Origin of the sequence: Ensifer sp. Root1252, from assembly GCF_001425885.1 — a bacterium.
In the GTDB taxonomy this organism is placed as follows: Bacteria; Pseudomonadota; Alphaproteobacteria; order Rhizobiales; family Rhizobiaceae; genus Ensifer; species Ensifer canadensis.
On record NZ_LMDT01000012.1, the window covers coordinates 84,774 to 103,249 of the forward strand.

17 protein-coding genes are annotated in these 18,476 nt (G+C 63.6%); 11 read left to right on the top strand and 6 right to left on the bottom strand.

What is annotated here, in order from left to right; all coding sequences use genetic code 11:
• Positions 1–21: 21 nt before the first annotated feature.
• The 6 genes from ASD02_RS12965 (at position 22) to ASD02_RS12990 (ending at position 7,183) form a co-directional block, all read left to right on the top strand.
• Positions 22–1,401, top strand: coding sequence for an amidohydrolase family protein (locus tag ASD02_RS12965; RefSeq protein WP_057211100.1), 1,380 nt, complete (start codon positions 22–24; stop codon positions 1,399–1,401).
• 8 nt (positions 1,402–1,409) lie between these two features.
• Positions 1,410–2,669, top strand: a complete 1,260-nt coding sequence (locus ASD02_RS12970; protein ID WP_025427804.1) for a Zn-dependent hydrolase — start codon at positions 1,410–1,412, stop codon at positions 2,667–2,669.
• A 1-nt stretch (position 2,670) separates the two neighbouring features.
• On the top strand, positions 2,671–3,768 hold the full coding sequence (locus ASD02_RS12975) for a DUF917 domain-containing protein (protein ID WP_025427803.1): 1,098 nt from the start codon (positions 2,671–2,673) through the stop codon (positions 3,766–3,768).
• Positions 3,769–3,879: 111 nt separating this feature from the next.
• Complete coding sequence (locus ASD02_RS12980) at positions 3,880–4,209, top strand: TfoX/Sxy family protein (RefSeq protein ID WP_025427802.1); 330 nt, start codon at positions 3,880–3,882, stop codon at positions 4,207–4,209.
• Positions 4,210–4,521: 312 nt separating this feature from the next.
• Positions 4,522–6,183, top strand: coding sequence for a urocanate hydratase (locus tag ASD02_RS12985; RefSeq protein WP_025427801.1), 1,662 nt, complete (start codon positions 4,522–4,524; stop codon positions 6,181–6,183).
• Positions 6,184–6,376: 193 nt separating this feature from the next.
• A complete protein-coding gene (locus ASD02_RS12990; protein WP_025427800.1) occupies positions 6,377–7,183 on the top strand; it encodes a class I SAM-dependent methyltransferase in 807 nt (268 codons plus the stop codon).
• A gap of 296 nt (positions 7,184–7,479) precedes the next feature.
• Here the strand turns inward: ASD02_RS12990 and ASD02_RS12995 are convergent, their stop codons facing one another.
• From ASD02_RS12995 to ASD02_RS13015, 5 genes are all read right to left on the bottom strand, one after another.
• Complete coding sequence (locus ASD02_RS12995; protein ID WP_025427799.1) at positions 7,480–8,241, bottom strand: SDR family oxidoreductase; 762 nt, start codon at positions 8,239–8,241, stop codon at positions 7,480–7,482.
• A gap of 4 nt (positions 8,242–8,245) precedes the next feature.
• On the bottom strand, positions 8,246–9,064 hold the full coding sequence (locus ASD02_RS13000) for an ABC transporter permease (RefSeq protein WP_025427798.1): 819 nt from the start codon (positions 9,062–9,064) through the stop codon (positions 8,246–8,248).
• Positions 9,064–9,930, bottom strand: coding sequence for an ABC transporter permease (locus tag ASD02_RS13005; protein ID WP_025427797.1), 867 nt, complete (start codon positions 9,928–9,930; stop codon positions 9,064–9,066). Before ASD02_RS13005 ends, ASD02_RS13000 begins: the two co-directional genes overlap by 1 nt.
• A gap of 78 nt (positions 9,931–10,008) precedes the next feature.
• Complete coding sequence (locus ASD02_RS13010; RefSeq protein ID WP_057220754.1) at positions 10,009–11,169, bottom strand: spermidine/putrescine ABC transporter substrate-binding protein; 1,161 nt, start codon at positions 11,167–11,169, stop codon at positions 10,009–10,011.
• A gap of 71 nt (positions 11,170–11,240) precedes the next feature.
• Complete coding sequence (locus tag ASD02_RS13015; protein ID WP_025427795.1) at positions 11,241–12,329, bottom strand: ABC transporter ATP-binding protein; 1,089 nt, start codon at positions 12,327–12,329, stop codon at positions 11,241–11,243.
• A 186-nt stretch (positions 12,330–12,515) separates the two neighbouring features.
• Between ASD02_RS13015 and ASD02_RS13020 the strand changes: the two genes are divergently transcribed.
• Entirely contained in the window at positions 12,516–13,319 is an 804-nt protein-coding gene (locus ASD02_RS13020; RefSeq protein WP_025427794.1) for a LuxR C-terminal-related transcriptional regulator, read from the top strand.
• Positions 13,320–13,658: 339 nt separating this feature from the next.
• Here the strand turns inward: ASD02_RS13020 and ASD02_RS13025 are convergent, their stop codons facing one another.
• On the bottom strand, positions 13,659–13,955 hold the full coding sequence (locus tag ASD02_RS13025; protein WP_057211102.1) for a hypothetical protein: 297 nt from the start codon (positions 13,953–13,955) through the stop codon (positions 13,659–13,661).
• A gap of 32 nt (positions 13,956–13,987) precedes the next feature.
• On the opposite strand from ASD02_RS13025, the gene ASD02_RS13030 reads away from it, so the two are divergent.
• The 4 genes from ASD02_RS13030 to ASD02_RS13045 all read left to right on the top strand — a co-directional run bounded on the left by ASD02_RS13030 (position 13,988) and on the right by ASD02_RS13045 (position 18,474).
• Complete coding sequence (locus ASD02_RS13030) at positions 13,988–14,956, top strand: sugar-binding transcriptional regulator (protein WP_025427792.1); 969 nt, start codon at positions 13,988–13,990, stop codon at positions 14,954–14,956.
• 126 nt (positions 14,957–15,082) lie between these two features.
• On the top strand, positions 15,083–16,525 hold the full coding sequence (locus ASD02_RS13035; protein WP_025427791.1) for an extracellular solute-binding protein: 1,443 nt from the start codon (positions 15,083–15,085) through the stop codon (positions 16,523–16,525).
• Positions 16,526–16,682: 157 nt separating this feature from the next.
• On the top strand, positions 16,683–17,606 hold the full coding sequence (locus ASD02_RS13040; protein ID WP_025427790.1) for a sugar ABC transporter permease: 924 nt from the start codon (positions 16,683–16,685) through the stop codon (positions 17,604–17,606).
• A 10-nt stretch (positions 17,607–17,616) separates the two neighbouring features.
• Positions 17,617–18,474, top strand: coding sequence for a carbohydrate ABC transporter permease (locus ASD02_RS13045; RefSeq protein WP_025427789.1), 858 nt, complete (start codon positions 17,617–17,619; stop codon positions 18,472–18,474).
• Positions 18,475–18,476: the final 2 nt, after the last annotated feature.

The following is an 18,476-nucleotide window of genomic DNA, read 5'->3' on the forward strand; positions in this document are numbered from 1 at the left end:
TGATCCGATGGAGAGAACACGATGTCCGATTTCGATCTTGTCCTGAAAGGCACCATCGTTCTCCCGCACCGGATCGTCGAAGGCGGACATGTGGCCGTGCGCGATGGCAAGGTCGTGCATGTCGGGCAGGGGGTGGCACCGGCTGCCCGTGAACGCCACGATCTCGGACGCGCAATGATCCTTCCCGGCGCCATAGACGCGCAGGTGCATTCGCTGTCGCAGAAGAACCAGGAGGATTTCGTCTGGTCGACGCGCTCGGCCGCGGCCGGCGGTGTGACCACGATCGTCGACATGCCCTATGACGAAGGCAATCTCGTCTGCTCGGCGGAGGCCGTTGGGCGCAAGGTCGCCCATGCGAGCCCGCAGGCGCGGGTCGACTTCGCCCTCTACGGCACGGTCGACCCCGAGGAGGGGCCGGCCCGCATCCTCGAAATGGTCGAGGCCGGCGTTGCCGCCTTCAAGTTCTCCACCTTCGGCACCGACCCCAAGCGCTTTCCGCGCATTCCCGCAGCGCTGCTCGAGGATTGCTTTCGCGCGATCGCGCCGACGGGGCTTACAGCCGGGGTGCACAACGAGGACGACGAGGCGGTGCGCGGCGCGATCGAAAAGGTCAGGGCCGCTGGGATCACCGATTATCGCGCCCATGGCCTTTCCCGTCCGCCGCTCACCGAGCTCTTGGCGACCAACCAGATCTACGAAACGGGTGCTTCGACCGGATGCCCGGCGCATGTGGTCCACTGCTCGCTCGGGCGCGGCTACGAGATTGCCGACGCCTACCGGCGCCAGGGCCACGCGGCGACGATCGAATGCTGCATCCATTATCTGACGCTCGACGAGGAGAACGACGTTCGCCGGCTTGGCGGCAAGGCGAAGATCAATCCGCCGATCCGCCCGCGTGCCGAGGTGGAAAAGCTATGGCGGCATGTGGCCGATGGCACGGTGACGATGGTTTCGACCGACCATGTCAGCTGGTCGGAGGATCGCAAGACCAATCCGGACATGCTCGCCAATGCCTCCGGCGTGCCGGGTCTGGAGGTCATGGTGCCGCTGTTCGTCAAGGGCGCGCTTGAGCGCGGCATCCCGCTGACGCGGGCGGCCGAGCTGATGACGCTGAACCCGGCGCGGCATTTCCGGCTCGACCACCAGAAGGGCGCGCTGGAGGCCGGCAAGGACGCCGATATCATCGTCATGACGCCCGAGCCCTATACCTATGATGCGGCGACAAGCGGTCACAACGTCGTCGGCTGGTCGCCCTATAACGGCATCAGGCTGCCCTGGCGGGTGTCTGCCACCTATCTGCGCGGGTCGCTTGCCTTTGACGGGCGCGCCGTCGTCGCCAAGCCTGGCACCGGCGCCTTCGTTCGCCCGCTGCAGACTTTGCCTTTGCAGGAGGCCCGATGAGCACGAGCATCAAGACCAATCTGCCGGTGGATGCCAGCCGGATCGCCGGCATCGTCAACGGGCTTGCGGGGATCACGGAGCCGGATCGGCCCTATACCCGCCGGGCTTTCACGCCGCTGTTTCTGGAGGGCCGCGCCTTCCTCGATCGCCGCTTTCGTGCGGCGGGGCTGGAGACGCGCATCGATGCGGCCGGCAATCTCATCGGCCGGCGCAAGGGGCGAAAGTCCGCGCTCGGAACGCTGATGCTTGGTTCCCACTCCGACACGGTGCCGGAGGGCGGTCGCTTCGACGGCATTGCCGGCGTCGCCGCGGCACTTGAAGTGGCGCGCGCGCTTTCCGACGGCGGCATCGAACTCGATCACGACCTGGAGATCGTCGATTTCCTTGCCGAGGAAGTGTCGATCTTCGGCGTTTCCTGCGTCGGCAGCCGCGGCATGGCCGGCATCCTGCCGGATGGCTGGCTGAGCCGGGTGCAGGGCGAACTGAGCCTGCGGCAGGGCATCGTCGAAGTTGGCGGCGATCCGTCGCGGCTGCCAGCGCTCAAGCGTTCCGACATCAAGGCCTTTCTGGAACTGCATATCGAGCAGGGGCCGGTGCTGGAGACCGGGCGCCTGGATATCGGCGTCGTCACAGCGATCTCCGGCATCACCCGCATCGAGATCATCGTCGAAGGGCAGGCCGACCATGCCGGCACGACACCGATGGACCACCGGCGCGATGCGCTTGTCGCAGCCTCCCGGCTGGTGCTGGCAATCGAGGCGCTGGCAACCGAATTCTCCAAGGGCGAGGGACACTTCACCGCGACCGTCGGCGAGTTCTCGATCGAACCGAACGCCGCCAATGTCGTGCCGTCGCGGGCGCGGTTGCTGATCGATGCACGTGCCGAACTGCAGCCGCAGATGGAGAAATTCATCGTCGAACTGGGCGCGCTTGCCGCGCGCGTTGCCGGTGAGGCCGGCGTGACCATCGCGCCCGCCAATGTTATCTCCGACAATCATCCCACACCCGGCGATCCGCTGCTGCTTTCGACGCTGGAGGAAAGCTGCGGCCAGATCGGTGCCCGCCACCGGCGCATGGCCTCCGGAGCCGGGCATGACACCGCGTGGATGGGGCGCATCACCCGCTCGGCGATGATCTTCATTCCGTGCCGGGGCGGTCGTTCGCACGCCCCGGACGAGTGGGCGGAGAACGACGATATCGCGCTAGGCACTGCCGTGCTCTTCGATGCCGTCAGAAGGCTCGACAAACAATTGCAGGAGAAGGTTTGAGATGGGTCGGATATTGACGGAGAAGGATGTCGAAGCTGCGGTCAAGGGCGGCTCCGTCTATGCCGCCGGCGGCGGCGGCTGGGCCGATCACGGCCGCATGCTCGGCTATGCCGCGGTCTCGATCGGCAAACCGGAACTGGTGTCGGTCGACGAGCTTGATGCCGACGACTGGGTGGCGACAGCAGCCGCCATCGGCGCGCCGGCCTCGACCACCCCCTGGGAAATGCGCGGCGTCGACTACGTCAAGGCGGTGCAACTGCTGCAGGAGGCGCTCGGCGAGAAGCTTTCGGGCCTGATCATCGGCCAGAACGGCAAGTCCTCGACGCTCAATGGCTGGCTGCCATCGGCGATCCTCGGGACCAAGGTGGTCGATGCGGTCGGCGACATCCGGGCGCACCCGACCGGCGACATGGGCTCGATCGGCCTTGCCGGGTCGCCTGAACAGATGATCCAGACCGCCGTCGGGGGAAATCGCGACGAGAACCGCTATATCGAGCTGGTGGTCCGCGGCGCGACCGCCAAGGTCTCGCCGATCCTGCGCACCGCCTCCGACATGTCCGGCGGTTTCATCGCCTCGTGCCGCAATCCGGTCCGCGCGTCCTACGTCAAGGCGAATGCGGCGCTCGGCGGCATCTCGCTGGCGCTGGCGCTCGGCGAGGCGATCATCGCGGCGGAAGCCAAGGGCGGCAGCGCGGTGATCGATGCGATCGTCAAGACGACCAATGGCGCGATCCTTGCCGAAGGCACGATCACCGACAAGTCGGTCACCTACACCAAGGAGGCCTTCGACATCGGCACGGTGACGCTGGGGAAGGGGGCTGACTCAACGGTATTGCACGTGATGAATGAATACATGGCGGTTGACTCTGCGGAAGGCCGGAGGCTTGCCACCTTCCCTGACGTCATCACCACGTTGTCATCAGAGGGCGAACCCTTGAGCGTCGGCCAACTGCGGGTCGGCATGACGATCTTCGTGCTGCATGTGCCGAAGTCGGTGATCCCGCTTGCGTCCAGCGTGCTCGACCCGACGGTCTACCCCTCGGTCGAAAAGGCGATGGGCATAGAGCTCGCCCGCTACGCTCTGGCCGGGCGGTCGTAGAGCATGTCCAGGAAAAGCGCGAAGCGGTTTTCCGTCCGGAAATGCAAGAGAACAATGAGGTAAAGCGTTTCCAGATTTCGTGTGCACAGGAAACGCCAGGGGAGAGAGGTCATGGCGCGGGATGCGGGACTTGAGGAACTGATCAAGGACGAGATCGCCGGGCGGCCGGGGCTGTCGGAAAAGGCGATGTTCGGCGGCTGGGCGTTTCTGCTCAACGGCAACCTGCTCTGCGGCGCGCGCGAAGGATCGATGCTGGTGCGGCTCGGCAAGGGCAATGACGGCTGGGCGCTGGCGCTGTCCGATGTCGAACTGATGGTGATGAACGGCCGCGCGATGCATGGCTGGGTGCGGGCCGGGGCAGACGCTTATGGCGACGACGCCGTGCGCAAGCGGCTCATCGATGCGGCGACTGCCTTCGTCGAAACGTTGCCGCCGAAGTGAATGCAGAGAGTGGTTTTGCCCCTCACCCTAACCCTCTCCCCGTAGGCGGGGAGAGGCGACGTCGTTGCGACCCGGGGCGGCAAGCCGTGGTTATTCTTCTCGCCGAGAAGGGGAGAGGCACGATTGTGATGAGATGGCGCGTTGGCAGCGAGCAGGGGAGCCGTTTACGCCCCCGGCCTGTGGGCGATGGACCATAGCGGCTTCGCACGCGATGTTCGCCGCAAGCTGTGAACAATCCCCTCTCCCCTTGCGGGGAGAGGGTTAGGGTGAGGGGCAGCGAGCTGCCTCGCGACAACGAAGAGGAACGAGACGATGCCCAAGGCCAACCCCCGTCACCCGAACTTTCCGATCCCCGGCGGACTGGTGCTGCGCGCCAAGGGCTGGCGGCAGGAGGCCTTGCTGCGGCTACTCGAAAACGTGCTTTCTGTCGGCGAGGATCCGGACAACCTCATCGTCTATGCCGCGCTCGGCAAGGCCGCGCGCAACTGGCCGGCGCACCGCGCCATCGTCAAGACGTTGATCGAGATGGACGAGGACCAGACGCTGATCATCCAGTCCGGCAAGCCGGTCGGGCTGCTCAAGACTCATGCCAAGGCGCCGCTGGTGATCATGGCCAACTGCAACATCGTCGGCCAATGGGCCAAGGCCGAAGTCTTCTACGAGCTGCAACGCAAGGGGCTGATCTGCTGGGGCGGGCTGACGGCCGGGGCCTGGCAATATATCGGCAGCCAGGGGGTGATCCAGGGCACCTACGAGATCTTCATGCGCATTGCCGAGCGGCGGTTCGGCGGCGATCTTTCCGGCCGCTTCGTGCTGACGGCCGGGCTCGGCGGCATGGGGGGCGCGCAGCCGCTTGCCGGCCGCATGGCGGGCGCCGCCATCCTCTGCGTCGATATCGACCCGGAGCGGGCGAAGAAGCGCCGGGAGATCGGCTACCTCCAGGAGATCGCACCGGATCTGGATACGGCACTTGCGATGATCGATGCGGCGGTCCGGGACAAGCGGGCGCTCTCCGTCGGGCTCATCGGCAACGCCGCCGAGGTCTACCCGGAAATCGCCCGGCGCGGCATCGTGCCCGACGTGGTTACCGACCAGACCTCGGCGCACGACCTCGTCTACGGCTACGTGCCGAAGGGCATGACGGTCGATCAGGTGAAATCGCTGCGTGACGACGGCCAGGGCCAGCTGATGGCCGCAAGCCGCGCCTCGATCGTCGAGCATGTTACGGCGATGCTCGAGTTTCAGAAAAAGGGCGCGGAAGTCTTCGACAACGGCAACCTCATCCGCACCCAGGCGCGCGAGGGCGGCGTTACCAACGCCTTCGACATTCCAATCTTCACCGAGGCCTATTTGCGCCCACTCTTTGCCCGCGCCATCGGCCCCTTCCGCTGGATGGCTCTGTCCGGCGAGGAGAGCGACATCGCGCGCATCGACGACCTGCTACTCGAAATGTTCCCGGACAACAAGATCGTCACCAACTGGATCAGGCTTGCACGCGAGCACATCCCGTTCGAGGGCCTGCCGGCGCGCATCGCCTGGCTCGGCCATGGTGAGCGCACAGCGCTGGCCCGTCGCGTCAACGAACTGGTGGCGTCGGGCGAATTGAAGGGACCAGTCGCCTTTTCGCGCGACCACCTCGATGCCGGCGCCATGGCGCATCCCAACATCATGACCGAGCGGATGAAGGACGGATCGGACGCGATCGCCGACTGGCCGCTGCTCGACGCCATGCTGCTCTGCTCCTCGATGGCGGATCTCGTCGTCGTGCATTCGGGCGGCGGCGGCTATGCCGGCTACATGACGAGCTGCGGCGTGACGGTGGTGGCCGACGGCACGCAAGCTGCCGACGAGCGGCTCGACCATGCGCTCACCAACGACACCGCACTCGGCGTCATCCGCTACGCCGATGCCGGCTACGACGAGAGTTTTGAGGAGATCGCCGCCAAGGGCATCGGGCACATTGCCCTGACATAGCCAGGGGCCGGCGTCTTGCCACCGTCTCTCCGAGAGGATCGTCGACGCCTTGGTATCGAGCAGTGCGCGAGCTACAGCGCCGCGCGTACGCGCGAAGGTCGTTGTAGCACTTTGAATTGCCGCATGTTTCCTTAAATCGAATACGATTTATGGAAACGCGGTAGAATGCTGGCTTTGCTGCTTGGGGGCGATCATGACATCAAGCTTCAATGTTCAAAGTGCGACTGGCTATGAGCAACTGATGGGGCGTTGGAGCAAACAGCTCGCGCCGCTTTTTATCAACTTTTCAGGCCTTGCAGATGGCGAGCGGATCCTCGACGTCGGATGTGGTACCGGAAGCCTGACCTTTGCGCTGCCGCATGCGGCAGATCTCCGTGAGATCACGGCGATCGACTTTTCGCCCGTCTTCGTCGAAGCGGCGATCAAGGCGAACACCGATCCGAGGATCAGGATCCAGCAGGCCGATGCCTGCGCGCTTCCCTTTGCCGATGATTATTTCGACCGGGCGCTGGCGCTGCTGGTCCTGCATTTCGTACCTGAAGCGGAAAAGGCCGTCGCCGAAATGCGCCGGGTGGTGCGGCCGGGCGGCGTGGTTGCGGCCGTGGTCTGGGATCATTTCGGCGGTCTGCCGGGCATGCGCATGGTGCTCGATACGGCGGCGATGCTCGATGAAAATGCCGATCAGGTACGCGCCCGCTATTGTTTCCAGCCGATGATGCGGCCCGGAGAGATGATACAGAGCTTCGCGGCGCATGGCCTCGTGGATATCGAGCAGACGTCGCTTATGATCCGGATGGACTATCAGTCGTTCGCAGATTTCTGGCAGCCGATCTCCGCGGGTGAGGGACCTCTCGGCAAATACGTCTCGGCACTAGAGCCAGCCCAGCGGGTGAAGATCGATGCAGCCGTGAAGGCCGCCTATGAGGCTGGCCAACCCGACGGCCCCCGGTCGTTTGCGGCAGTGGCCTGGGCATGCCGGGGTATTGTTCCGGAGGTGTGATAGGGCGTCAACATTTGCCGACCTCATCTCTGTGCTTGTCACAGAGATCCAGCGGCGCCGCGTCGGCGGCGCCAGAGGCTCCTTCGTTCCGGCGTCTGGCACAAGTCCTTCACGGCGCAGACGCGCCGTGGCTGGATTTCTGTGACAAGCACAGAAATGAGGGAAAGGAGGAAGCGCTTCGCGCACCACAGACACCAGGGACGCGAGGAAAACGCTCCGAGCCAGCGCGGAAATGAGGCGAGTGGGGCGGCGGCGCCTTCACAACGAGGCCTGGTGGGTACCTCAGCGTCCGGACGTCACACCACCGTCTCGCCGCCATCGACCACCAGGATTTGGCCGGTCATGTAGGACGATCGGTCGGACACCAGGAACAGGATCGACTCGGCGATTTCGTCGACGCTTGCCCAGCGGCCGAGCGGTACCTTTTCGCGGATGTAGGCCTCGATCGCGCCGCGACCGCCCATCTGGGCGATGAAGGGGTCGTTGAAGGGCGTATCGACCCAACCGGGGCAGAGCGCGTTGACGCGGATGCCGTGGCGGGCGTAGTCGCCGGCCATCTGCTTGGTCATGGCGATAACCGCATGCTTGGTGGTGGTGTAGGCGATCATCTCGCGGTCGTAGAGCACGCCCGACGATGACGAGGTGTTGACGATGACGCCGCGGCCGGCGGCCTTCATCGACGGCATGACCAGGCGGGCGGCCATGAAATGCGCACGCACATTGAGGTTCCACGAGCGGTCGAAGCCGGAGACTTCGACCTCTTCAAGATCGCCGGCAACCTGCGCGCCGGCGTGATTGTGCAGGATATCGATGCGGCCGTGGCGATAGAGGATATCGGCGATGCCGTCGGCAAGCGCTGCATCGTCGGTAACGTCGAGGGTGACGGCCTCGGCCTTGCCGCCCATGGCGCGGATGGTGTCGACGGTCAGGCTGCCGGCCTCGGGGCTGCGGTCGACGACGACGACATGCGCACCCTCGCGCGCCATGATGGCAGCGCCCGCCTGACCGATCCCGGAGCCCGCTCCGGTCACGATCGCGACCCGGTCTTTCAGGATCATCTGTTCACTCCCCGGATTTCGGTTTTTTGTCCCGCATCAGGATGCGGGCGGTCAGGATCAGGAGCAGCGAGGCGACGAGCACCAGCGTCGCGATCGCGTTGATTTCCGGCGTCACGCCGCGGCGGATCGAAGCGAAGACGTAGATCGGCAGCGTCGTCTTCGAACCGGCGACGAAGAAGGCGATGATGAAATCGTCGAAGGAGAAGGTGAAGGCGAGCAGGAAACCCGCCAGGATCGACGGCAGGATCTGCGGTAGCACGATCAGGCGGAAGGTGGTGAGCGGCGTCGCATAGAGATCGCTCGATGCCTCGACGATATCGCGCCCGAGGCTGGCGATGCGAGCTTTCACGATCATGGTAACGAGCGCCATCGAGAACAGCCCGTGCGCGGCGATGATCGAGCCATAGCCGAGCCCGAGCTGTGGCGGCTGGTCGCCCGGCCAGATGGCGGATAGCGCCGGATTGACGAAGGAAAAGACGGCGACGAGCGCCACAAGCGTGGCGATGCCGATGACGACGCCGGGCACGACGATGGCCGCGGCAAAGAGCGCGTCGAAGATCGCCCGGTTGCGCGGCGCCAGCCGCTCCATGCCGAGTGCGGCCATGGTGCCGAAGATGGCGGCAAGGGTGGCGCTGGTAAAGGCGATCATCAGGCTGTTCTGCAGCGCCGAGACCAGGAAGGTATTGCCGAGCGCCTTGCCGTACCATGCGGTCGAAAAGCCGGTGAACTCGCTGGCGCTGCGGCCGGCATTGAACGAAAACAGGACGACCAGCGCGATCGGCGCGTAGAGGAAGATATAGACCGAGGAGATGAAGGCGCGCATCAGACGAGATCCACCTGTCTTGTGCCGGCGACCCTGAAGGCGATGCGCATCGCCACCATCAGGATGACCACGACCACGGCCACCAGCGTCACGGCGATCGCCGAGCCGAAAGGCCAGTTTCGAGATTGCAGGAAGAGATCGACCAGCGCGTTGCCGATGAAGAACACCTTGCCGCCACCGAGAAGCTGCGGGATCAGGTATTCGCCGAGCAGCAGGATGGTGACGAGCGCCACGCCCGTCATCACGCCCGGCAGTGACAGCGGCAGGGTGACGCCGAAGAAGGTCGAGACGGGTCTCGCGCCGAGATCGGCGGAGGCTTCGAGCAGCCGGCGATCGAGCTTTTCGAGGCTGACATAGATCGGCATGATCATCAGCGGCAGGTAGCCATAGACGATGCCGAGCAGCACGGCGCCCGGCGTATTGAGCAGGCGCACATCCTCAAGGCCGATCATCGACAGCAGGTTCGGAATGCCGCGCGAGCCGAGGATATACATCCAGGCATAGGTGCGAACGAGCAGGCTCGTCCAGAAGGGTACGACCACCAGCGACACGAGGATAAGGCGGTACCGCGGGTCCGCCTTGACGGCGAGATAATAGGCGACGGGGTAGGCGACCAGCAGGCAGAGCAGCGCACCGACCGGCGCCAGCACCATCGTGTTCCAGAAGGCGGCCGCCCGGGTCGGGAGCCTGGCGAACTGGGCGAAGGTGAACGCCGCCTGATAGCCGCCTTCGGGCGCGCGCTCGCCGAAGGCGAAGACCAGCATGGCGATGAACGGCAGGACCAGAAAGATCATCAGCCATGCCGCCGCCGGCGCCACCAGCGCTGCCGTCACCAGGTTTCTCTTCGTGTTCGTTGCCGCGGGCATGTGAGTTGATCCGTCAAGTTTCATTGGCATTTCGGCCCCTCACCGCGAGGATGAGGGGCGGTCACGTCAAAGTTTCAATCAGGCTGACTTGAACCGCGCCATCAGCTCGGCGCGGCCCGGATCGGTCAAGGTTACCGCGGCGCCGAATTCGAGCGGCGTCAGCGAGGCCTCGTCGGGATAGACGATCTTGTTGCCGGTGACGTCGGCCGGCAGCAGCTTCATCACGCGGCTGTCGGTGGTCGGCGCGCCATTGGCGATATGTTCCTTGACGGCGTTTTCCGGTGCCATCAGGTAGTTGAGCAGCGCATAACCGGCCGCCTTGTTGGCCGCACTCTTCGGGATGGCGTAGAAGTCCGACCAGATTTCGCCGCCGTCCTTGCCGAGCACGAACTGGATTTCCGGCATGTCGCGGTTGAGCTGCGCGCCGTCATTGGTCCAGCACATCGTCATCCAGGCGTCGGTGGCGCGCATCGACGGCTGGTAGTCGCTGTTGATGGCGTAGAGGTGCGGCTTGACCTTGATCAGCAGTTCCTCGGCCTTGGCGAGCTCTTCCGGCTTGGTCGAATTGAAGGAATAGCCGAGCGAGACGAGCGCATTGCCGATGGTGGTCAGCTGGTAGTCGTGGACCATGGCGCGGCCGTCGGCCTCGGTCATGGCGATCTCGAAGAAGTCCTTCCAGCTGGTCACCGGTGTCTTGATCTTGCTGGAGTTGAGCGCGATGCCCGTGGTGCCCCAGTTCTTCGGCACGGCATAGGTCTTGCCGTCGACGACACCCTCGTTGGTGAAGCGCGCGGTCTCGGTCGAGGCGTCGTAGTTCGGCAGCTTGGAGAGATCGAGTTCGTCGATCAGGCCGAGCTTCACATAGGTGGAGATGGTGTAGTTGGTGGGCACGAACAGGTCCCAGCCGGTGCCGCCGGCCTGGAGCTTGGCGAGCATTTCCTCGTTCGAGCCGAAGACGTTGACCTCGACGGCAACGCCGGTTGCCGCCTGGAACGCCTCGAAGGTGGCAGGATCATGATAATTAGGCCAGGTGGCGATCGACATCTGCGTGCCGAGATCGCCGGCAAAGGCCGTCGAATTGAAGAGGCCCGGCTGGCGCGCCAGAACCGCCGTTGCAAGGCCAAGGCCGGTGACGCCGAGGAAGTGGCGGCGGGTGACCGAGCCGCGCTTCAGGCGCATCAGCTCGTCGGCCAGTTGCTCGGCGGTGATCGGGGCATTTTCTCTGTACCATTTGGTCATGACGCTGTTCCCATTATCGTTGACGTTCATGCAAGGCTCAGGGGGCGGCCGGGTCGGGCCGGAAACACATTTCAGGCCGGAAAGACGTGAAGCGCATTCGGATCGAAGGCGAGGCCGACCTTGTCGCCGGGCTCGACGAGATCGCTGTCGCCGAGCGCCCGGCGGTCGGCGGTGACGAGGAAATCGCCGAGGCCATCGACATCGATGGAGTATTCGACCGATGATCCCAGGAAGATGCGGTGCGTGACGGTGCCGGTGAGGGCGGCAGTGGCGGCAGCACCATTGCGTTTCAGGCTGATCGCCTCGGGGCGCAACGCGACCATGGCAGCACCGGCGCTCGGTGTCGTGGTGGCCGGGGCGGCAAACCGCGTGCCGTTGGCAAACAGGATGGAGGCGCCGCCATTGTCGACGGTGGCAGCGATCCGGTTGGTCTTGCCGACGAAATCGGCGACGAACAGGCTTGCAGGGCGATCGTAGATTTCCTGCGGCGGCCCGACCTGGACGATGCGGCCGGCATTCATGACGCAGACGAAGTCGCTCATCGACAGCGCTTCCTCCTGGTCGTGGGTGACGAGCACGAAGGTGATGCCGAGTTCGCGCTGCAGGGTCTGCAGCTCGATCTGCATGGCGGTACGCAGCTTCTTGTCGAGTGCCGCCAGCGGCTCGTCGAGCAGGAGCACCCTCGGCTTGTTGACGATGGCGCGGGCGAGCGCGACGCGCTGCTGCTGGCCGCCGGACATTTCGTGGATCCGGCGCTTGCCGAAGCCGCCGAGCCGGACCATCTCCAGCGCCTCCTGGGCGCGGCGCGAAATCTCGGCACTGGCGATGCGCGGCCGCATCTGCCTGAGGCCATAGGAGACGTTCTGCTCGACGTCGAGATGCGGGAACAGCGCATAGTGCTGGAACACCATGTTGACCGGGCGCCGATAGGCGGCAACGCCGTTCATCGCCTCGCCGTTGATATAGACGGTGCCTTCGCTCGGCTGCTCGAAGCCGCCGATCATGCGCAGGCAGGTGGTCTTGCCGCAGCCGGAAGGTCCGAGCAGCGCCATGAAGGCGCCCCGGGGCACCGCGAAGTTGATGTCCGAAACGGCGGTCACGCTGCCATAGCGTTTGGCGACCGAACGGAATTCGATGTCGTTCGTCGAAGCGGATGTCACGTCTGTTCCCTGCGGTTGTTGTCGGATACCGCCAAGGCTCTGATGCCCCCGCGCTCCACCGTCATTGACAGGCAGCCTAGTCAAAGCGCCCGGTGCCGGTATATACCCCGAGAGAGGTATTTCAACGCGAATTGGCTTGTGGGAGGAGTATACCCCGGAACAGGGCCGGATCGGCGGGAGAGCGGTTTGGGCATCGATCTCGAGGGATTATTTCAGGTCTTGGCGCCCATGGTCGACGGTGCGACCATGGACGACGAGGCTGTGGGTGCGGCCTATCGGCAATTGATGTCGACGCTGATGACCTTCGATTATGTCGTGGTTTTCGCCTATCGCGGCAAGGAACGGCCGATCGACCTCTACAGTACCTTCAATGCCAAGGACCATGTTCTATTCGTCAGCCTCTACCAGGCCGGGCCCTATCTGCTTGATCCGTTCTACCACGCGGCCTGCGAGGGCAAGCCGGGTGTCTGGCGCATGCGGGAGCGGGCGCCGGACCGGTTCTTCTCCAGCGAATACTATCGGACCTATTACGTGCAGACGGGACTGGCGGAGGAGGTCGGCTTCTTCGTGCCGATCAGCGAGCAGATCACCGTCGTGCTTTCGCTGATGCGGCGCGAGGCGACAGGCCCGTTCAGCACGGCGGAATTCGCGTTGCTGAAGAAGGTCGAGCCGCTGGTCTCCGCCCTTGTGCGCCACCACTGGGCCGACCTCGGGCGCCGGTTCGACACGGCGCTGGCAAAGACCGGCCGCAGCCGGAGAAAGTCGGCGCACCCTCCCGCGGACGGCGTCTGGCAGCACCTGAATCTGACCGAGCGCGAAGCCTCGATCATCGAACTCGTGCTGCAGGGTCATTCGTCGGAATCGATCGGCCTGAAGCTTGGGATCTCGACCGGCACGGTCAAGGTCCACCGCCGCAACGTCTACCGTAAGCTCGGCATCTCCTCTCAGACGCAGCTTCTTTCCCTCTACCTGCGCAATCTCGGCCAGTAGGGTTCAGCGCCACACCAGTCTTTCGGGGGGCGTGTTGGCGAAATTCTAAGAGCGCGCCCTTGCTTGACGGGCGGCGTATCCCCGTCGCCCCTCATTCCGGCCCTGTGCCGGAATCCAGCGACCTGACGTCTGTCGGGTCAAAAGACCTTCCAGCCCAAGGCCTTGGGCTGGCTGGATCCCTGTGACAGGCACAGGGATGAGGAGGTTTTTGCACCCTTGGCGTTCCCAGAGAACTGCCAAAGTGTGAAGCGTCGGCTGAGAATGGCTGTGTTGGAGGTGCGGCGCATCCCATTCTCCCTCATTCCGGCCTTGTGCCGGAATCCAGCGACCTGACGTCTGTCAGGTCAGAAGACCTTCCAGCCCAAGGCCTTGGGTTGGCTGGATCCCTATGACAGGCACAGGGATGAGGCGTCTCGATGCGCCCTCGGCCCTCCCTATGCCCGCCAGCGGCAGCAGTCCCATCGCCATCGATTCTCGGCCCATTGCACGCTCGTCGGCCAGTCCTTTCTCCTCGTCATTCGCCGCGATCCACAAACCATGAACGCACCGCGCACGTACTTGCTTGACATTTTTTTCACGGCATGAAATTTCTTTCAGCAACGAGATAAAAATATCATGCAATGCAAAAGGTATCATGCGTTGCAACATAACGAACCTGGGTGGAGACGATGGCGATCATCGGTGGTGCAAACCTTCGCGACGACGAAACCAGCATGGCGACGCGCGCCGCGTGGCTGCATTATGCCGGCGGTCTGACCCAGGCCGAGGTTGCCAAGCGGCTGGGGCTGACGTCACTGAAAGCCCACCGCCTGATCATGAAGGCCAACCAGGAAGGCCTGGTGAAGGTCTATATCGATGGCGAAGTGTCGGAATGCGTCGAGCTGGAGCAGAAGCTTTCCGCGCGCTACGGACTTGACTACTGCGAGGTCGTTCCCGACTTCGATGCCGACGATCTGCCGCTGAAGGCGCTCGGCATTTCTGGCGCGCAGTTCCTGAAGCGCGAGATCGAACGCGGCGAAACTGCGCTCGTCGGCGTCGGTCATGGCCGCACGCTTGCTGCTTGTGTCGAGTATCTGCCGCGCACCACCAGCAATAACACCCGTTTCGTCTCGCTGCTCGGCGGTCTCACCCGCAAGTTCTCGGCAAACCCGCATGACGTGATCCACCGGCTGGCCGAGCGTACCGGCGCGGAAGCCTATGTCATGCCCGTGCCGTTCTTCGCCAACACCGTCGAGGATCGCGACGTGCTCTTCAGCCAGCGCGGCGTGCGCGAAGTGTTCGATCTCGCCAAGACCGCCGACCTCTTGTTGGTTGGCATCGGCACGGCAGAGCGCGAGGCGTCGCTGGTTTCGACCGGAATGATCGAGATGAGCGAGATCGAGGAAATTCAGAGGGGCGGGGGCAAGGGCGAGTTGCTTGGCCACTTCTTCGACGAGGATGGTCGCCCGATCGAGACGACGCTGTCGAACCGCACCTTCACGCTCAGCCGCGACGACCTGAAGGATCGGCGCACGGTGGCCGTCGCCGGCGGCAAGATCAAGACGCCTGCCATTCGTGCCGTGCTTGGCAGCGGCCTGCTGAGCGGCCTCATCACCGACGAAAAGACCGCTCGGGCGCTGGCCGCCGACGGAAAATGAGGAGTGCCTGACAAAGTCGAGAGGCGAGGGCGAGGAGGTGTCGCTCTAACGCCTCGGGGGAGGAATACCGGTCGGGTAGCCGGTGATCGCATGATGCAATCATACCCGCAACGGAGGAGAAGACTTATGTACGAGAAGGAGAAAGACCTCATCAGCGCGTTTCTGCGCGGAGAGGTAGATCGTCGCGGCATGCTCAAGGGTCTCGGCGCTGCCGGGATTGCGGCCGGTTCGGCCGGCACGCTCTTCAACATGATGTCGACCCAGGCGCTGGCCGCCGATTTCGACTGGAAGGCGCATTCCGGAAAGTCGTTGAAGCTGCTTCTGAACAAGCATCCCTATGCTGACGCGATGATTGCCAACCTTCAGGCCTTCAAGGATCTGACCGGTATCGAAGTCACCTATGACGTGTTCCCGGAGGACGTCTATTTCGACAAGGTGACGGCAGCGCTTTCGTCGGGCTCGTCCGAATACGACGCCTTCATGACCGGCGCCTACATGACCTGGACCTATGGTCCGGCCGGCTGGATCGCCGACCTCAACGAATGGATCAAGGATCCGACCAAGACCAACCCGAACTACAACTGGGACGATTTCCTCGCCGGCGTGAAGAACTCCTGCGCCTGGAACGGTCAGCCGGGCGGGGCGCTCGGTTCGGAAGACGCCAAGCAATGGTGCATTCCGTGGGCGTTCGAACAGAACAACATCACCTATAACCGCGAGATGTTCGACAAGGCCGGCGTCGAGCTGCCGAAGAACCTCGACGACATGATCGCGGTCGCGGCCAAGCTGCAGAAGGACATCGGCGGCATCTACGGCATCGGCGTCAGAGGTTCGCGCTCCTGGGCGACGATCCATCCGGGCTTCCTGTCCGGTTACGCCAACTTCAACCAGAAGGACTTGAACGTTTCAGCCGACGGTAAGCTGTCGGCAGCGATGAATACGGCCGAGTCCAAGGCCTATCACACCAAGTTCGTGCAGATGATCCAGGAAAGCGGCCCGAAGGACTGGTCGACCTATACCTGGTATCAGGTCGGCGCCGATCTCGGTGCCGGCGCATCGGCGATGATCTTCGACGCCGATTGCCTTGGTTACTTCATGAACGGCGGCGACAACAAGATGGCCGGCAAGCTCGGCTACGCCGCCTTTGCCGCCAACCCGGAAGCCACGGCCTCGACGCCAAACATCTGGATCTGGTCGCTCGCCATGTCCAATTTCTCCAAGGACAAGGACGCCACCTGGTACTTCCTGCAGTGGGCGTCGGGTCCGGAGCACGCGCTGTTCGGCGCCACCAAGATGGACTTCGTCGATCCCGTTCGCCAGTCGATCTGGAAGGACGAGATGTTCCGCGAGAAGCTGAACGGCAAGTATCCGGGCTATGTCGAAATGTTCGACGCTTCGGCCGCCGGCGCCTCGATCAAGTTCACGCCGCAGCCGCTGTTCTTCGACGTCACCACCGAATGGGCGGCGACGCTGCAGAAGATGGTCGCCAAGCAGGTACCGGTCGATGAAGGTCTCGACCAGCTCGTCGAAAGCATCGATCGCCAGCTGAAGGAAGCTGGTCTCGGCTGATACGCCTCCCAAGCGATGCCCGGCGCATTCGGCGCCGGGCATCCCGCGAGATCGGCTTAAGGCCGCCCAAACCAACCTGAGATGCCGGTGGACTGGCGCGGGGCTCGACCTCGCGTGCCGCGTGCTTTCTTCAAGACTTTAGAGAACGGAGCTCCACATGGCTTCAACAGCAACACTCCGCAAACCGGCGTCAGGTTTCAGGATCAGCAGGAAGATGCTTCCCTATGTGCTGAGCCTGCCGGCGCTGCTCGTGTGCATCGGCATTCTCATCCCCTTCTTCACGGCGGTTATCTATTCGTTCCAGCGTTATAGGTTGAGCCAGCCCTGGGCGCGTCAGTTCAACTGGGGCGAAAACTACCTGAACTTCGTCACCGATCCGGCCTTCTGGAACACGCTGAAGGTGTCGCTGCTCTATGCCGGGATCACCGTGACGCTGGAACTGCTGCTCGGTCTCGGCATCGCATTGTTGCTGCAGCGCCGCTCAACGATCAACAACTTCATCTCGATCATGCTGCTGTTGCCGCTGATGATTGCGCCGGCGCTCGCCGCTTTGATGTGGAAGCTGATGACCAATCCGAGTTTCGGCATCCTCAGCTACCTCGCAAGCCTGATCGGCCTGCATGACTTCCGCTGGGCCTCTTCGCCCGACACGGCACTCCTGACCGTCATCCTCGTCGATATCTGGGTCTATACGCCCTTCATCATGATCCTGCTTCTGGCCGGCCTTCGGTCGCTGCCGACCCAGCCTTTCGAGGCGGCGGCGCTTGACGGCGTGCCGCGAAGCTTCGTCTTTTTCCGCATCACCCTGCCGATGCTGACGCCCTATATCCTGACGGCGACGCTGTTCCGGTTGCTCGACAGTATCCAGCAGTTCGACATCATCTATGCGATGACGCAAGGCGGCCCCGGCAACACGCTGACCGTCTTTCAGGTCGAGGCCTATCTCAACTTCTTCCAGTCGACCAATGTCGGCCGTTCGGCAGCGCTTTTGATCATCCTGTGGGCGATCACCTACACGCTCTCCAACGTCTTCATCAAGAACTGGCTGCGCCTGCGCGAACGCGCCCGCGGCGAAGCGTAAGGAGGTTCACATGGAAACCACGTCTCCCATCGAACGGGTCCTGCGCGCTGTCGCCCTGACGCTCGTCGTTGTCTTCTTCATGTTCCCGATCTTCTGGATCTTCCTGATGTCGTTCCAGACGAACGAGACGATCCTGACCATTCCGCCATCGATCGTGTTCTCGCCGACACTATCCAACTATGCGGCGCTGATCACCGGCAAGTTGCAGACGGCCGCCGGTACGCTCGACATCGCCTTCATGCGCAACCTCGGCAACTCGATCTTCCTGTCGGTCGCTTCCGTTGCGGTGGCGCTGGTGCTCGGCGTTCCCGCGGCCTACGCCTTTGCCCGGCACAAGTTCAGGGGTTCGGAAGACATCGCGTTCACGCTGCTGTCGTTCCGCTTCGCGCCACCGCTGCTGGTGCTGCTGCCGCTGACCCAATATTTCCAGTGGCTCGGCCTTTCCAACACCTATTTCGGCCTGATCTGGGTCTACCAGCTGATCTGCCTGCCACTGATCCTGTGGATCGTGCGTGGTTACTTCGAGGATATCTCGGCCGACGTCGAATATGCCTACCGCATCGCCGGCCATTCCTGGTTTGCGACCTTCCGCAAGATCGCCCTGCCGCTCGCCGGTCCCGGTATCGCTGCCGCCGGCCTGCTCGCCTTCATCTTCGCCTGGAACAATTTCGTCTTCGCGCTGGTGCTGGCCTCCGCCGACAAGCAGCCGGTGACCGTGGGCGCACTTGCCTTCGTCACATCCTCAGGCATCCAATACGGGCAGATAGCCTCGGCCATCGTTCTCTCGGTCACGCCGACGCTCGCGCTCGCACTCTACGCCCAGCGTTACCTCGTCGAAGGTTTGTCGCTTGGCGCGGTGAAAGGGTAAGA

Bases quoted from the DNA above. Each gene is read 5' to 3' on its own strand.
- ASD02_RS12995 (WP_025427799.1), bottom strand. From the start codon at position 8,241: ATGATCCTGAAAGACCGGGTCGCGATCGTGACCGGAGCGGGCTCCGGG.
- ASD02_RS12965 (WP_057211100.1), top strand. From the start codon at position 22: ATGTCCGATTTCGATCTTGTCCTGAAAGGCACCATCGTTCTCCCGCAC.
- ASD02_RS12980 (WP_025427802.1), top strand. From the start codon at position 3,880: ATGGCGCGGGATGCGGGACTTGAGGAACTGATCAAGGACGAGATCGCC.
- ASD02_RS12975 (WP_025427803.1), top strand. From the start codon at position 2,671: ATGGGTCGGATATTGACGGAGAAGGATGTCGAAGCTGCGGTCAAGGGC.
- ASD02_RS13035 (WP_025427791.1), top strand. From the start codon at position 15,083: ATGTACGAGAAGGAGAAAGACCTCATCAGCGCGTTTCTGCGCGGAGAG.
- ASD02_RS13040 (WP_025427790.1), top strand. From the start codon at position 16,683: ATGGCTTCAACAGCAACACTCCGCAAACCGGCGTCAGGTTTCAGGATC.
- ASD02_RS13025 (WP_057211102.1), bottom strand. From the start codon at position 13,955: ATGATACCTTTTGCATTGCATGATATTTTTATCTCGTTGCTGAAAGAA.
- ASD02_RS13005 (WP_025427797.1), bottom strand. From the start codon at position 9,930: ATGCCCGCGGCAACGAACACGAAGAGAAACCTGGTGACGGCAGCGCTG.
- ASD02_RS13000 (WP_025427798.1), bottom strand. From the start codon at position 9,064: ATGCGCGCCTTCATCTCCTCGGTCTATATCTTCCTCTACGCGCCGATC.
- ASD02_RS12990 (WP_025427800.1), top strand. From the start codon at position 6,377: ATGACATCAAGCTTCAATGTTCAAAGTGCGACTGGCTATGAGCAACTG.
- ASD02_RS13010 (WP_057220754.1), bottom strand. From the start codon at position 11,169: ATGACCAAATGGTACAGAGAAAATGCCCCGATCACCGCCGAGCAACTG.
- ASD02_RS13030 (WP_025427792.1), top strand. From the start codon at position 13,988: ATGGCGATCATCGGTGGTGCAAACCTTCGCGACGACGAAACCAGCATG.
- ASD02_RS12985 (WP_025427801.1), top strand. From the start codon at position 4,522: ATGCCCAAGGCCAACCCCCGTCACCCGAACTTTCCGATCCCCGGCGGA.
- ASD02_RS13045 (WP_025427789.1), top strand. From the start codon at position 17,617: ATGGAAACCACGTCTCCCATCGAACGGGTCCTGCGCGCTGTCGCCCTG.